Source organism: Diaphorobacter nitroreducens, from assembly GCF_002214645.1.
Taxonomy (GTDB): domain Bacteria; phylum Pseudomonadota; class Gammaproteobacteria; order Burkholderiales; family Burkholderiaceae_C; genus Diaphorobacter; species Diaphorobacter nitroreducens.
On record NZ_CP016278.1, the window covers coordinates 1,465,776 to 1,480,311 of the forward strand.

A 14,536-nucleotide genomic window follows, 5' to 3' on the forward strand; every position below is an offset into this window, starting at 1 on the left:
AGCGTGCATCCCCATGCAAGATGGAATACTGCTGGCAGCCGTGGATCTGGGCTCCAATAGCTTTCGCCTGGAAATCGGCCGCCTCGAACACGGGCAGATCCGCCGTGTCGAATACCTGAAAGAAACCGTTCGCCAGGGCGGCGGCCTCGATGAGGACCGCAACCTCACGCAGGACGCCATGCAGCGTGGCTGGGATTGCCTTGCCCGGTTTGCAGAGCGGCTTGCGGGTTTTCCAGCCGCTCATGTCCGTGCGGTGGCGACGCAAACCTTGCGCGAGGCACGCAACCGGGAAGAATTCATTACCCGAGGAAGCCGGATTCTGGGCTTTCCCATCGACGTCGTATCCGGGCCTGAAGAGGCGCGGCTCATCTACCAGGGCGTGGCAAGACTGCTGCCGCAATCCGACGAAAAGCGCCTGGTCGTGGACATCGGCGGTCGCTCGACGGAATTGATTCTGGGGCAGCAGTTCACGCCAGGTACCGTGGCGTCCTACCGCGTGGGCAGCGTGGCTTGGTCTGCCCGCTACTTCGCTGACGGTTCCTTCACGCGCCACGCTTTCGAAGCCGCTGAAATCGCCGCCAAGGCCGTGCTGGACGAGGCGATGGACAGTTACCGGCGCCAGACGTGGGATGTGGCTTATGGCTCATCAGGCACCGTCGGGGCCGTTGGCTCCATCCTTGCTGCCGCTGGCGGTGAGGAGGGTGTGATCCGCCGGGAGGGCCTCGACTGGCTGCAGGACCAGCTGATGCGTGCACGCCATGTAGACCGCCTGCGATTGGACGGCCTCAAGGACGACCGCAAGGCGGTGATTGGAGGGGGCGTCAGCATCGTGCGTGCGATCTTTGATCTGCTGGATATCGAACGCATGACCGTGGCGCAAGGCGCTCTGCGCCAAGGTGCCCTCTACGATCTTCTGGACCGCGACCAGCCCGAAACGGATTTGCGCTCAGCTACCGTGCGCTCGCTCATGCATCGTTTTACGGTGGACCACGCCCATGCCGAGCGCGTTGCCGAACTGGCCTGCCGCCTGTTCCGCGAGGCTTCCCCGCAAGGCAGCGAACGTGCCGCCCGCAAGCTCGGCTGGGCCGCCTGCCTGCACGAGATCGGATGCCGCATTTCACACAGCGACTACCACCATCACGGCGCCTACATCCTGGACCATACGGATGCAGCCGGCTTTGCCTTGCCCGAACTGCACCATCTGGGGCTCCTGGTGCTGGGCCACCGGGGGAAGGTGCGCAAGCTGGAAGCCGCGAATCTCGCCGATCCGGTCTTTGCCTTGCAGCTCATGTGCCTGCGCGCAGCAGTGGCCCTCTGCCACGCGCGGCGCCCTCCAGACGTAGAAGGTATCCATCTGCAGGTGGAAGGCCGCCGCTGTACCGTGCAGTCGCGCACCGGCTGGGCAGCGGCCTATCCGCAGTCTGCACACCTGCTGCGGGAAGAATCCGATGCCTGGCAAAAAACGCCATGGGAATTCGTGACCGAGCTTTCTTGATGTGATGGCGCCGCAACATAAAACGATATAAACTGTTTATATCGTTTTTCAATCAGGCAAGATATATGGCACGAACTCCCGCTACCGACACAGCGGCCCCGGCCGCGCAGGCCCCGGCTCCAGCTCCGGCAAAAGATCTGGCAACAGAAGCGCCAGCGGCTTCGCCGAAGAGGTCGCCGGCAAAGCCTTCCAAGGCACACGTAAAAGCGCCCCTCAAAGCGGCCACCAAGGCGGCGCCATCTGTGGCCGACAAAGAAAAAGACATGAAGGCCAAGAAGCCCAAGCTGGTGCGCGATAGCTTCACCATCCCGAAGGACGAGTACGCCGTCATCGAAACGCTGAAGGAACGCACGGCCCGCTTGTCGACACCTGCCAAGAAGAGCGAGTTACTGCGGGCCGGCCTCAAGGTATTGTCGCAACTGGACGATGCCACCCTGCAAAAGGCAATGCAGTCCATACCCGCAATCAAGACCGGGCGCCCTAAGTCGGACAAGAAATAGTCTGCTTTGCAAGGCAGGTTGGAAGATCGCCTGCCCTGTCCTGCGCTCCAGCTACAGGAATTCGGGCGATTGCACCGCAAGCAGGATGGTCTCGCTGGCATCCTGTCGTTGCCGATGGCGCAGCCACCACACAGCTCCCTTGCGGATGGAACATTCATCGGCACGCAATCCCAGGAGCCGCGCCACCGTTTGCCCCAGCATTGGCTGATGGCCCACTACCAGCACTGCCCCCCGCGAACGCGGCCACTGGGCCAGTTCCAGTAGCTCATCCGGTTGTCCGCCGGGCAACAGTTCTGCACGCAGCTTGTATTTGCGGCCCAGTGCTTTTGCGGTCTGCTCAGTACGCCGTGCGGGGCTGGCAAGCACGCGCAATCCGTCGGGCAGTTGGCGATCGAGCCACACCGCCATGCGCGCCGCCTGTTTTTCGCCACGCTGCGTCAGCGGCCGGTCCAGGTCGTCTTCGTTCTCACCGGCATTTTCCGCCTCGGCATGGCGCCAAAGTATGAGATCCGTCATGCGCTTTCTTTCCGGGGCACGGGCGCAGCTACGGGGGCGTAGCGCGCCATCAGGGCATTTTGGGCTCCCGCGCCATCCAGCACATGCGGCGCGCGGGAATAACTGCCATCGCTCTCCAGGCTCCACGCATCACGGTTGTCGTGCAGGTAGGCCACAAGGCATTCGTCAATGATGCGCTGGCGCAGCTTTTTGTCCGTCACCGGCCACGCCAGTTCCACGCGGCGCAGCATGTTGCGGTTCATCCAATCAGCGCTGGACAGGTAAAGGTCTTCCCGCGTACCGCTGCGGAAGTAAAACACGCGCGTGTGCTCCAGGAAGCGACCGATGACGGAACGCACCCGGATGTTCTCCGTGGCGCCCGCCACCTGTGCGGGGAGGATGCATGCGCCGCGCACGATGAGGTCCACGCTTGCGCCACGCTGGCCCGCACGGATGAGCGCCTGCACCAATGCCTCATCGGTCAGCGCGTTCATCTTGGCGACGATGCGGCCGCCCTCGCCGCGCTCAGCCGCCAGCCCTGCCTGCTCGATTTGCTCCAACAGGAACGGGTGCAGGTCGAAGGGCGCCATGACCAACTGCTTCAACGGTGGCAGCCGGTTCTGATTGGCCAGATGGTCAAAGACGAGATCCATGTCCGCCGTCAGGTCCGCATCCGCCGTCAGATAGCTTAGATCGGTGTAGAGCCGGGCCGTGCGTGGGTTGTAATTGCCAGTGGACAGGTGCCCGTAGCGCCGCAGGCGCCCTCCTTCGCGGCGCGTCACCAAGAGCATCTTGGCATGGGTCTTCAAGCCCACGACGCCATACACCACCTGCGCGCCGATGGACTCCAGCGCTTCGGCCCAGTTGATGTTGGCCTCCTCGTCAAAGCGTGCCTTCAGTTCCACGACTGCCGTCACCTCCTTGCCGCGACGCACCGCCTCACGCAGGAGCTCCATGAGTTCCGAATCCGAGCCCGTGCGATAGATAGTTTGCTTGATGGCCAGCACCTGCGGATCGTTGACCGCTTCGCGCAGGAATGCCAGCACTCCGTCAAAACTCTCGAAAGGCTGGTGGATGAGCAGGTCTCTGCGGCGCAGCTCCGCCATGATGGAGCTGGAGCGCGGCAATTGCACTGGCCATGCCGCGCGCCACGCAGGGAACAGCAAGGCTGGCACATTAATCAGTTCCACCATCTGCACCAACCGCACCAAGTTGACGGGGCCATGCACCCGATACAGCGCCGCGGCAGGCAGAGCGAACTGGGATTGCAGGAATTCGGCCAGAAATCGCGAGCAACCGGAAGAAACCTCCAGGCGCACCGCTTGACCGAAGTGCCGCTGCTGCAGTCCCTGCCGCAGGGCGGTGCGCAGGTTGCGCACGTCTTCCTCATCCACAGCGAGGTCCGAGTGACGGGTGACGCGGAACTGCGAAAATTCGTACACCTCGCGGCCCGGAAACAGGTCCGCCAGGTGCGTGCGGATGATACTGGAGAGGCTGACGAACTGCATGCCCGTGGGCGCCACATGTGCGGGCAGGCGCATGATGCGCGGCAATACGCGCGGCACTTTGACAATGGCGATCTCGTTTTCACGCCCGAAGGCATCGCTGCCGCGCAGGCGCACGATGAAGTTCAGGGATTTGTTCGCCACTTGGGGAAATGGGTGCGCCGGATCCAACCCCACCGGAATGAGCAGCGGGCGCACATCGCGCTGGAAATACTCACGCACCCACCGCCGCTGCGCCGCCGTGCGCTCGCCATGCGAGACCATGCGTATGCCCTGCGCGGCAAACGCGGGAATCAGCGAATGGTTGTACAGGGCGTATTGCCGCTCGACCAGATCGTGGGCTTTGCGTGCCAGCGCCTCAAACGAATGCAGGCTGTAGCCTTGCTTGGCTTCACCACCGTCCGCCGCGGCAAGATGGGCAGCGGCACGTACTTCGAAGAACTCATCAAGGTTGGAAGAAACGATGCACAGGTAGCGCAACCGCTCCAGCAGCGGCACGTCTTCCCGCATCGCCCAGTCCAGCACCCGTTCATTGAAAGCGAGAATGCTGTGGTCACGGTCCAGCAACGGCACGGCACGCACCGGAGCGGGCAGAGCGGCGGTGCCCTCCTCCCTTTCCACTTCAACATCCGGCTTCTCCTCAATCTGACGAGAAACAGCGGACGAGGTCACAGGAGAGGACATGGGAGTACACAGAAGAAAGAGTGACCACCAGTATTTGCGATGCCAATGACAAATTCATGACACTGACTTGTTTCTGTCACGCGTATACGGAATCCCCTTCATTCAAGGGGTGTCCGTCAATGCCCCAGGAAGTGCTTGCGATAACGGGGCGGGAGATCCGTCAGGCGCATCAGCATGGGCAGATCGGCCGTGTTGAAATCCGGGTCCCAGGCAGGCGCTCCCAGAATCTTGGCACCCAGGCGCAAATAGCCCTTGATCAACGCTGGCGGCTCCACATCCTTGCTGCTGTCCAGGTGCTCGACAGGCAGCGGCAAGCGGGGCAAGACATGGTATTCGATGGGCGCGAGATGCGTCTGGCGCAACTGGTGCCAGATGCTCGCGGCCACGTCGCCCGTGACAATGCCGCCGTGCAGCATCGGGATGCTGGCGCAGCCGATCATCGTGTCCAGCCGGTTGCGGGCCATGAAGTCCGCCAGTGCGCCCCACAGCGCAAGAATGACGCCGCCATGGCGATGGTCGGGGTGAACGCAACTGCGGCCCAGTTCCACCATGCGCTCACGCAGGCCGCGCAGGCGTGTCAGGTCGAACTCGGTATCGCTATACGTGCTGCCCACGCGCTGGGCCTGCGCAGGCGTCAAGACCCGGTAGGTGCCGATCACTTGCCGCGACTGCGTGTCGCGCACCAGCAGATGCTCACAGTAGTCGTCAAAGAGGTCCACATCATGGCCGGGCAGCGCGGTCTGCAGACGTGCGCCCATTTCCGAGGCAAATACATCGAATCTCAACCGCTGCGCTTCACGGACTTCATCGAGATGCCGCGCCCAGGCCACCTCCACACCGCCGTGCGGCGCTGCACCGTGGCCCACACCTTCCGTGCTGCGTGGGCGGTGAAGTGACCCCCTGGGAAGGGTCCCGGGGCTCAAGGGCATGGTGGGGTTCGGCAAGTCGCTCATTGGGCACTCCTGATGTCGCAAGGACCACGCGTGCCTGCCCGAAGATGCCGGAGCACCGCATTCCTTGGACATGACTGTGCATACGGCCCGTGACGGCGCGGTGTCGCCTTCGTGGCGACTTTGTGTCATGGGACTAACCCTGCCAAAAGAGATGGCCGAAAACGCCCCGCCGCGATACAATTTGCTACAAATCAGGATTTCCAACGTCACCATCTTCGGACTGCTGTCCATGTCGCATCCGTCCACCGCCCTGGCGCAGGACCCAGGGCAGGTTTCTCCCGGGGCGATGCAGCGCGTCCTGCGCGAACAGCAGACCTTGCTGGACAGCGCGGGTGTCGGGATCGTGTTCATTCGCAACCGCGCTTTGGTGCGGTGCAACCAGCGCTGCGCCGAGATCTTCGGGTTACCCTCGCCCGAAGACGCGATTGGCCGAAGCAGCGAAGCCCTGCACCCAAGCCGGGGAGCGTTCCGCGAACTCGGCCGCGCCGCTTATCCGACCCTCGCGCGTGGTCAGGCGTATCGCACGGAGCGCCAGCTGAAACGCTGCGACGGCCAACTGTTCTGGGCGCACCTCACCGGGCGATTGATCAACTCCCGGGACAGCCGCGAAGGGTCCATCTGGATCATCGACGACATCGATGAGCAAAAGCGTGCTCAGGCGCAGTTGCAGGCGGCCTTGTGGGAAAAGCAGGTGCTGTTCGACAGTGCCATGGTGGGCATCGTCTTCCTGCAAGAGCGGCGCATGACACGGTGCAACCGCCATTTCGAGCAGATCCTGGGGTACGGCCCGGGCGAACTGGCAGGGTCCTCGTCGCGGCGGTGGTATTTGAGCGATGAAGACTGGCACGAAGCCGGGGTGCGCTGCTATGCGCCGCTGGTGCAGGGACAGGCCTTCGAAGGCCAGATGGTCTTGCGCACCCGCGATGGGCGCGCCATTGAATGTGAGGTACGCAGCAAGGCCGTCGATCCGTCAAATGTCGCGCAGGGCTCCATCTGGATCGTGATGGATGTGAGCGAGCGATTGCGCATTCAGAGGCAGCTCGCGGACATGCATGGCGAGTTGGAGCAGCAAGTGCGCGACCGCACGCGCGAGTTGCAGGAGACAGTGGGCAACCTGCACCGCGAGATCCAGGACCGTCAACGCGACCAGGAACGTATCTACTGGATGGCGCACTACGACGCCCTCACCGAACTGCCCAACCGCGTCCTTCTGGCCGAGCGCGGTCAGGACGCGATCCGCCACGCGCAAGAGTCCGGTGCGCCCCTGGCCGTGATGTTCCTGGACTTGGACAACTTCAAGCACGTGAACGACTCGCTGGGCCATCGCATCGGCGATGCACTGTTGGTGGAAATCGCACAGCGCCTGCGCACCACGGTGCGGCAAAGGGACACCGTGGCGCGCCTAGGGGGTGACGAGTTCGTGCTCCTGCTACCCGGCGCCAACGCGCAAGGCGCCGCGCGGGTGGCGGCCAAGATGCAGGAAGCAGCCCTGCAGCCCGTGCACATCCAGCACCATGAATTGTCGCTGGCCCTGTCCATGGGGATTGCGCTCTTTCCTGAGCATGGGAGCGATTTCGAGACCCTGATCCAGTCGGCCGATACCGCGATGTACCGCGCCAAGGCGGACGGACGCAACAGCTTCCGGTTCTTCACGCCCACGATGCAGGCGCAGTCGGCCCGAGCGCTGCAGTTGACCAACGCGCTGCGGCGGGCTTTGGAGCGCAACCAGTTGTCGCTGCATTACCAACCCCAGGTGTCCATAGCGACGGGCAGGGTCTGCGGCGTGGAGGCGCTGCTGCGCTGGCATCACCCAGAATTGGGCGCGGTATCGCCGGCAGAATTCATTCCGGTGGCAGAAGACACTGGGCAAATCCTGCCCATTGGCGAGTGGGTGCTGCGCACGGCGCTGGCGCAGTTGCGCACCTGGCATAGCCAGGGACTTCCGGCCCTGACGATGGCAGTGAATCTGTCCGCCGTGCAGTTCCGCCAGCCGCAGTTGCTGGAGCTGGTGGACCGGCTCCTCGCCGAGTACGGAGTGCAGCCCCACCTGCTGGAGCTGGAGCTGACCGAGAACGTGGCCGTCGCGGACCCCCACGCCGCGATCGCGACGATGGACCAGCTCCACGCCAAAGGCGTGCGCCTGTCGATGGATGACTTTGGTACCGGCTATTCGTCGCTGAGCCATCTCAAGCGATTCCAGATCTACCGGCTGAAGATCGACCAGTCCTTCGTGCGCGACCTGGACCATGACGGCAACGACCGCGCCATCGTCAGCGCCATCATCCGCATGGCGCAGGCGCTGGGCATGCGCACCACGGCCGAGGGGGTAGAAACCGCCCATCAACTGACGTTCCTGCGCGAACAGGGCTGTGATGAAGCCCAGGGTTTCTATTTCAGCCGGCCCCTGGGGGCCCCGCATCTGCAGCAGTATCTGCTGCAGCGCCCTGCCTGAATGAACACTCAAAAGTGCCTGTAGCGCCCGTCTATCAAGCGCAAGCAGCTACAGCAACAATAGCAAATCAGCCCGCACGCGCCGCGTCTGCCATGCGTTGTGCGCAGCGGTTCGCCTGCTCGGCCTCACGTGCCTCCACCATCACGCGCAACAGTGGCTCCGTGCCGCTGGCGCGTACCAGCACGCGGCCATGGGCGCCCAGTTCAGCCTCTGCGTCGCGGATGGCATCCGCGAGCACAGGGTTGGTTTTCCAGTCCTGTCCCGGGTTCAAGCGTACGTTGAGCAACACCTGGGGAAACAACGGCACGTCCGCGAGCAGCTGTGCCAGCGTTTTGCCGCTGCGCACGCACGCCTGCAACACCTGCAACGCGCTGATCAGGCCATCGCCCGTGGTGTGCCGGTCCAGCGCGAGCAGGTGGCCCGAGCCCTCCCCGCCCAACAGCCAATGCTGGCGCTGGAGTTCTTCCAGCACATAGCGGTCCCCTACCTTGGCGCGCATGAATTTCACGCCGCGCCGCTGCAGAGCCTCTTCCACGGCCATGTTGGTCATCAAGGTGCCGACCACGCCGGGCACATGCTCGTCGCGCGCCAGCCGGGCGGCGACCATCACGTAGAGCAGTTCGTCACCGTTGAAAAGCCGCCCCGCCGCATCCACCATTTGCACGCGGTCCGCGTCGCCGTCCAGCGCAATGCCGTAGTCAGCATGGTTGGCACGCACGGCTCGCACCAGCGCGTCCGGATGCGTGGCGCCCACCTGATCGTTGATGTTGAGCCCATCGGGCGCGCACCCGATCGCCAGCACCTCGGCCCCCAGTTCATGGAACACCTTGGGCGCGATGTGATAAGCCGCGCCATGTGCGGCATCCACGACGATCTTCAGGCCCCGCAGCGTGAGGTCGTTGGCAAAAGTGCTCTTGCAGAATTCGATGTAACGGCCGGCGGCGTCATCCAGCCGTCGCGTCTTGCCCAGCGATGCGGAATCGGCCCACACGGGCGGTTGCTCCAGGGCGGCTTCCACCTCTTCTTCCCATGCGTCGGGCAGCTTGGTGCCTTGCGCACTGAAGAACTTGATGCCGTTGTCGGGGTAGGGATTGTGGCTGGCGCTGATGACCACGCCCAGGCTCGCACGCTGGGCACGCGTGAGGTAGGCCACGCCCGGCGTGGGCAGCGGCCCCAGCAGCACGACATCCACACCCGCCGAGTTGAAGCCCGATTCCAGCGCGCTTTCCAGCATGTAGCCGGAGATGCGCGTGTCCTTGCCGATGAGCACCGTGGGACGCTCCTGCGTGCGGCGCAGCACACGCCCTACCGCATGTGCCAAGCGCAGCGCGAAGTCGGGGTGATGGGCGACTGCCCCACCGTGCCGCGGATGCCATCGGTGCCGAAATACTTGCGGGTCATGAAATTCCTTGGTTACTGGGAAATGGCGGCGCCGGTGTCCTGCTGCCGCATCGCGCTCCACACCGCCAGCGCCGCCACGGTCTCGCGTACGTCATGCACACGCACCACCCGCGCACCGCGCTCCACGGCAAGCACGGCCGCGGCAACGCTTGGTGCCATGCGTTCGTGCACAGGTAGGCCAGTGACGGAACCGATGGACGATTTGCGCGACCAGCCGGCCAGCAACGGGTAGCCTAAGGCCAGGAGCTCGGGCTGGCGGGCCAGCAGGGCGAAATTTTGCTCGACTGTCTTGCCGAACCCAATGCCATAGTCGAGTACGATGCGGGCCTTTTCCACGCCCAGCGCTCGCAGTTCCTGCGCTGAGCGCTCCAAAAAATAGAGCACTGACGGCACCACATCTTCCTCCATGGGCGTGGCCTGCATGGTCTGCGGGTCCCGGTGCATATGCATCAGGCACACGCCGCAGCGCGGATGGGCGGCGACGATCCCGGCCGCACCTGGCTGGCGCAACGCCCAGATGTCGTTGACGATGTCCGCCCCCAGGTCCAGCACCGCCTGCATGACCTGGGGCTTGTAGGTGTCGACCGAGACCGGCACCCCCAGGCGCACCGCCTCCGCCACCAGCGGCACGACGCGCGCCAGCTCTTGCTCCAGCGGCACCGCCGGGCTACCCGGGCGCGTGGATTCGCCGCCGATGTCCAGGATATCCGCGCCATCCTTGATCAGCTGCTCGCAGTGCCGCAACGCTCCCCGCGTATCAACATGCCGGCCGCCGTCTGAGAAGGAATCTGGGGTGACGTTTACGATCCCCATGACCTGGGGACGCGTGAGGTCCACGTCGAAACGTGTGGTTTGCCAGCGCATGCGTGAGTGAGTGAGAGCCGTGAAATACAGAAAACGGGGCGCGAGGCCCCGTTCTTCATGCCAAACCGCTGTCAGGCGGCGGAGGGCGCCGGGTCCGGCTTGACGGCCGGAGTGCCGCCGCTGGAACCATCACCACCCGAAGGAGGGGTGCGCGGCGTCCAGTCCTTGGGCGGGCGAGGCGCCCGGCCGGCCATGATGTCGTCCAGCTGTTCGGCATCGATGGTTTCCCACTCCAGCATGGCCTTCGCCATGGCGTGCATCTTGTCCTGGTTCTCTTCGATCAGGCGGCGTGCCAATCCGTACTGCTCGTCGATGATGCGACGCACCTCGGCATCCACCTTCTGCATGGTTTCTTCGGAGATATTGGTGGTCTTGGTCACCGAACGGCCCAGGAACACTTCGCCTTCGTTCTCCGCGTACACCATGGGCCCCAGGGCCTCGCTCATGCCGTAGCGCATCACCATGTCGCGCGCGATGGACGTGGCGCGTTCGAAGTCATTGCTGGCGCCCGTGGTCATCTGGTTCATGAACACTTCTTCGGCGATGCGCCCGCCGAACAGCATGGCGATCTGGTTCAGCATGTACTCCTTGTCGTAGGAGTAGCGGTCCTTCTCGGGCAGGCTCATGGTCACGCCCAGCGCGCGGCCGCGCGGAATGATGGTGACCTTGTGCACCGGGTCGCACTTCGGCAGCAACTTGCCGATCAGCGCATGGCCTGCTTCGTGGTAGGCCGTGTTGCGGCGCTCTTCCTCGGGCATGACCATGGTCTTGCGCTCGGGGCCCATGATGATCTTGTCCTTGGCCTTCTCGAAGTCCTGCATCTCCACGGTGCGCGCATTGCGCCGTGCAGCCATCAACGCTGCTTCGTTGCACAGGTTGGCCAAGTCTGCGCCGGACATGCCGGGCGTTCCGCGCGCGATGATGGCGGGGTTCACGTCCTGACCCACCGGGATCTTGCGCATGTGCACGCCCAGGATCTGCTCACGCCCACGGATATCAGGCAGCGTCACATAGACCTGGCGGTCGAAACGGCCGGGGCGCAGCAAGGCGGCGTCCAGGATGTCAGGACGGTTGGTGGCGGCCACCACAATCACGCCCAGGTTCGTCTCGAAGCCGTCCATCTCGACGAGCATCTGGTTCAGTGTCTGCTCGCGCTCGTCATTGCCACCGCCCAGGCCAGCGCCACGCTGACGACCCACAGCGTCGATCTCATCGATGAAGATGATGCAGGGGGCGTTTTTCTTGGCGTTCTCGAACATGTCGCGTACACGCGCCGCACCCACGCCAACGAACATTTCCACGAAGTCGGAGCCCGAGATGCTGAAGAACGGTACCTTGGCCTCGCCCGCAATGGACTTGGCCAGCAGCGTCTTGCCGGTGCCGGGTGGGCCGACCAGCAGCAAACCGCGCGGAATGCGGCCGCCCAATTTCTGGAATTTCTGCGGGTCCTTCAGGAAGTCGACCACTTCCTTCACCTCTTCCTTGGCCTCGTCGCAGCCCGCCACGTCCGCGAAGGTGACAGTGTTGTTGTTCTCGTCCAGCATGCGCGCCTTCGATTTGCCGAAGCTGAAGGCACCACCCTTGCCGCCGCCCTGCATCTGGCGCATGAAGTACACCCACACGCCGATCAGCAGAAGCATCGGGCCCCAGCTGACCAGCAGGGTCATGAGCAGCGAGCCTTCTTCGCGCGGCTTGACGTCGAACTTGACGTTGTTGTTGATCAGATCGCCCACGAGGCCGCGGTCGAGGTAGGTGGCCGTGGTGCGGATGCGGCGGTCATCATTGGTGACCGCCACGATCTCGGTGCCGCCCTGCGCTTCCTGAATGGTCGCGCTCTTGATGCGGTTGCTGCGCACCTCTTCCAGGAATTCCGAATAGCCGATGGTTCCGGCGCCCGCGCCCGCACGGGTGTCAAATTGTTTGAACACCGTAAAGAGCACCATGGCAATGACCAGCCAGACGGCGACTTTTGAAAACCACTGATTGTTCAAGCGGAACTCCAGATTCAGAAGTGGGAGGCCGGCCACGACACTGTCATGGAAACGTCCTAACGCAATTGGGGTTCATTTTAGGCGTTTCAACCCGCCAGCACCGCCCATTAACCCCGGCACAGGCCATGGTCAAGGCGCTGCGGTCAACCTTGACGCTTGAGCCCCATGCCCACCAGAAAGGTCTCCGATGATTTGTCGCGCGAGGCCTTGGGCTTCATCGGCTTGACCACGCGAAAGGTGTCCTTGAAGAGTTGCACCAGCTGGGAGTAACCGCTGCCGTGGAACAGCTTCACAACCAGTGCCCCCTCAGGCTTCAGATGGTGCACGGCAAAGTCCACCGCCAGCTCGATCAGGTGCGCGATACGCACGGCATCCACCGACTCCACGCCCGACAGATTGGGCGCCATATCCGACACCACCACATCCACGGGCCGCCCTTGCACGGCCTCCTGCAAGCGTGCCAGCACCTCATCCTCCCGAAAATCCCCCTGTAAAAAGGTGACGCCTTCAATCGGCTCCATCGGCAGAATGTCCAGCGCGATGATGACGCCGTTGAGTTGCCCCACGGCAGCCCCGTCCGGCGACAACCGCCGGCGCACATACTGGCTCCAGGCCCCCGGAGACGACCCGAGATCCACCACCACATGGCCGGGCTTGATCAGCCCGAGCTGCTCGTCGATCTCTTTGAGCTTGTAGGCGGCGCGTGCGCGGTAGCCCTCCTTCTGGGCGAGCTTGACGTAGGTGTCGTTGACATGGTCGTGGAGCCACGCCTTGTTCACCTTCTTGCTTTTGGTCTGGGCTTTCATGGATAGATCGGTGCGCCGCCCCGGATCGGGGGACAGCAGTATGCCGGCCATTGCCGGGGCGTTGAGATAATACGGGTATGCCTCAAATTCAACTGACTCCCGCCGAGCGCCGGGAACACCGCGCCAATGCCCACCATCTGGACCCCGTGGTCCTGATCGGTGGCGACGGACTTACGGCCGCCGTTCAAAAGGAGATCGATGCCGCACTCAAGGCCCATGGCCTCATCAAGGTGCGCGTCTTCAACGACGACCGCGCCGCACGCGAGGAGATGTATCAGCAACTGGCCGATGCGCTGAACGCCGCACCCATCCAGCATATCGGCAAGCTGCTGGTGCTGTGGCGGCCCATTCCTGCGAAAGAGAAAGCCATCGACGAAGACCGCATGCCCGGTCCCCGCGACGTGAAGGTACTCAAGTTCAGCAAGCGCGGCGGCCAGCGCCCCGAGGTCAAGCAACTGCGTGTGCTGGGTAACCAGCGTCTGACGCCTGGCGGGCAGATCAAGCGTGCCAAGCCCAAGCAGAAGTCGGTGAAAAAACGCCAGGCCGATTGACCCTAGATCCCATGAACGCACCGCAGCCGCAGCAGCACCAGCGCCACATCCTTTGCATGAAGTGGGGCACGAAATATGGCCCCGAGTACGTCAACCGTCTTTACGCCATGGTGCGCCGCCACCTGAGTGGCGAGTTCAACTTCGTCTGCCTCACGGACGACGATGCAGGCATACGCCCCGAGGTGCAGTGCCTGCCCATCCCGCCGCTGAATCTGCAACTGGCCCCCGGCCAGCGGGACGGCGCCTGGAAAAAGCTCACGACCTTCGAGGCCGACCTGCACGGCCTGCGCGGCACAGCGCTGTTCCTCGACCTCGACGTGGTGATCGTGGGCGGGCTGGATCCCTTCTTCGAGCAGCCGGGTGAATTTCTCATCATCCACGACTACCCCCGTTTCTGGCGCTTTGGCCAGCGGATCACGGGCAACTCCTCGGTCTACCGCTTTGAACTGGGCGCGCATGCCGATGTGCTGGCGTACTTCCGCACGCACATCGACGAGGTGCAGGCCAGCTATCGCAACGAGCAGGCCTTTCTGTCACGCTTCCTGCATGCCCAGGGCAAGCTGTCGTACTGGCCTGAAGGCTGGTGCCCGAGCTTCAAGTACGACGGCATTCCCGTGTGGCCGAGCAACTACTGGCGCGAGCCCTTCGTGCCCGAAGGCGCACGCATCATGATCTTCCACGGCGAATGCAATCCGCCGGATGCGCTGGAGGGACGGCGCAACAAGCGCTTTCACCACATCCAGCCCGCACGCTGGGTGGCGCGCCACTGGCACGAATGACGGACGAGGTAGCCCCGCCATGAAGCGGGGCGGACAGGAACCGTCAGCGCCAAGGCGCCG

General features: G+C 63.7%; 11 protein-coding genes and 1 pseudogene. 5 read left to right on the forward strand and 7 right to left on the reverse strand.

Annotated features, from left to right (window positions below):
- Positions 1 to 13 precede the first annotated feature (13 nt).
- Together BA022_RS06790 and BA022_RS06795 are read left to right on the forward strand one after the other, a co-directional pair.
- Complete coding sequence (locus tag BA022_RS06790; RefSeq protein ID WP_011805581.1) at positions 14 to 1,495, forward strand: Ppx/GppA phosphatase family protein; 1,482 nt, start codon at positions 14 to 16, stop codon at positions 1,493 to 1,495.
- Positions 1,496 to 1,560: 65 nt separating this feature from the next.
- Entirely contained in the window at positions 1,561 to 1,995 is a 435-nt protein-coding gene (locus BA022_RS06795; protein WP_041838820.1) for a hypothetical protein, read from the forward strand.
- A 51-nt stretch (positions 1,996 to 2,046) separates the two neighbouring features.
- Here the strand turns inward: BA022_RS06795 and BA022_RS06800 are convergent, their stop codons facing one another.
- From BA022_RS06800 to BA022_RS06810, 3 genes are all read right to left on the reverse strand, one after another.
- On the reverse strand, positions 2,047 to 2,511 hold the full coding sequence (locus BA022_RS06800; protein ID WP_011805583.1) for a SixA phosphatase family protein: 465 nt from the start codon (positions 2,509 to 2,511) through the stop codon (positions 2,047 to 2,049).
- Positions 2,508 to 4,679 (reverse strand): polyphosphate kinase 1, encoded by a 2,172-nt coding sequence (ppk1, locus tag BA022_RS06805; protein ID WP_088886977.1) that lies wholly within the window; start codon positions 4,677 to 4,679, stop codon positions 2,508 to 2,510. The genes BA022_RS06800 and ppk1 overlap by 4 nt, the downstream gene beginning before the upstream one ends.
- Positions 4,680 to 4,795: 116 nt before the next feature.
- Positions 4,796 to 5,632, reverse strand: a complete 837-nt coding sequence (locus BA022_RS06810; RefSeq protein WP_088886978.1) for a GNAT family N-acetyltransferase — start codon at positions 5,630 to 5,632, stop codon at positions 4,796 to 4,798.
- A gap of 229 nt (positions 5,633 to 5,861) precedes the next feature.
- Between BA022_RS06810 and BA022_RS06815 the strand changes: the two genes are divergently transcribed.
- Positions 5,862 to 8,084 (forward strand): EAL domain-containing protein, encoded by a 2,223-nt coding sequence (locus BA022_RS06815; protein WP_088888538.1) that lies wholly within the window; start codon positions 5,862 to 5,864, stop codon positions 8,082 to 8,084.
- A gap of 67 nt (positions 8,085 to 8,151) precedes the next feature.
- Here the strand turns inward: BA022_RS06815 and glmM are convergent.
- The 4 genes and pseudogenes from glmM to BA022_RS06835 form a co-directional block, all read right to left on the reverse strand.
- Positions 8,152 to 9,485: pseudogene (glmM, locus tag BA022_RS06820) on the reverse strand (phosphoglucosamine mutase).
- 12 nt (positions 9,486 to 9,497) lie between these two features.
- Positions 9,498 to 10,349 (reverse strand): dihydropteroate synthase, encoded by an 852-nt coding sequence (gene folP, locus BA022_RS06825; protein ID WP_088886979.1) that lies wholly within the window; start codon positions 10,347 to 10,349, stop codon positions 9,498 to 9,500.
- Positions 10,350 to 10,420: 71 nt separating this feature from the next.
- Entirely contained in the window at positions 10,421 to 12,340 is a 1,920-nt protein-coding gene (gene ftsH, locus BA022_RS06830) for an ATP-dependent zinc metalloprotease FtsH (protein ID WP_088888539.1), read from the reverse strand.
- A gap of 143 nt (positions 12,341 to 12,483) precedes the next feature.
- Positions 12,484 to 13,146: an RlmE family RNA methyltransferase gene (locus tag BA022_RS06835; RefSeq protein ID WP_088888540.1), complete on the reverse strand. Its 663-nt coding sequence runs from the start codon at positions 13,144 to 13,146 to the stop codon at positions 12,484 to 12,486.
- A 77-nt stretch (positions 13,147 to 13,223) separates the two neighbouring features.
- Between BA022_RS06835 and BA022_RS06840 the strand changes: the two genes are divergently transcribed.
- Both BA022_RS06840 and BA022_RS06845 read left to right on the forward strand, forming a co-directional pair.
- A complete protein-coding gene (locus BA022_RS06840) occupies positions 13,224 to 13,697 on the forward strand; it encodes a YhbY family RNA-binding protein (RefSeq protein ID WP_011805591.1) in 474 nt (157 codons plus the stop codon).
- Positions 13,698 to 13,708: 11 nt separating this feature from the next.
- Positions 13,709 to 14,476 (forward strand): glycosyltransferase, encoded by a 768-nt coding sequence (locus BA022_RS06845; protein WP_088886980.1) that lies wholly within the window; start codon positions 13,709 to 13,711, stop codon positions 14,474 to 14,476.
- Positions 14,477 to 14,536: the final 60 nt, after the last annotated feature.

Excerpts from the sequence above, each read along its gene's own strand:
- folP (WP_088886979.1), bottom strand. The coding sequence starts at position 10,349 with ATGCGCTGGCAAACCACACGTTTCGACGTGGACCTCACGCGTCCCCAG.
- ppk1 (WP_088886977.1), bottom strand. The coding sequence starts at position 4,679 with ATGTCCTCTCCTGTGACCTCGTCCGCTGTTTCTCGTCAGATTGAGGAG.
- BA022_RS06790 (WP_011805581.1), top strand. The coding sequence starts at position 14 with ATGCAAGATGGAATACTGCTGGCAGCCGTGGATCTGGGCTCCAATAGC.
- BA022_RS06815 (WP_088888538.1), top strand. The coding sequence starts at position 5,862 with ATGTCGCATCCGTCCACCGCCCTGGCGCAGGACCCAGGGCAGGTTTCT.
- BA022_RS06810 (WP_088886978.1), bottom strand. The coding sequence starts at position 5,632 with ATGAGCGACTTGCCGAACCCCACCATGCCCTTGAGCCCCGGGACCCTT.
- BA022_RS06840 (WP_011805591.1), top strand. The coding sequence starts at position 13,224 with ATGCCTCAAATTCAACTGACTCCCGCCGAGCGCCGGGAACACCGCGCC.
- BA022_RS06795 (WP_041838820.1), top strand. The coding sequence starts at position 1,561 with ATGGCACGAACTCCCGCTACCGACACAGCGGCCCCGGCCGCGCAGGCC.
- BA022_RS06800 (WP_011805583.1), bottom strand. The coding sequence starts at position 2,511 with ATGACGGATCTCATACTTTGGCGCCATGCCGAGGCGGAAAATGCCGGT.
- BA022_RS06835 (WP_088888540.1), bottom strand. The coding sequence starts at position 13,146 with ATGAAAGCCCAGACCAAAAGCAAGAAGGTGAACAAGGCGTGGCTCCAC.
- BA022_RS06845 (WP_088886980.1), top strand. The coding sequence starts at position 13,709 with ATGAACGCACCGCAGCCGCAGCAGCACCAGCGCCACATCCTTTGCATG.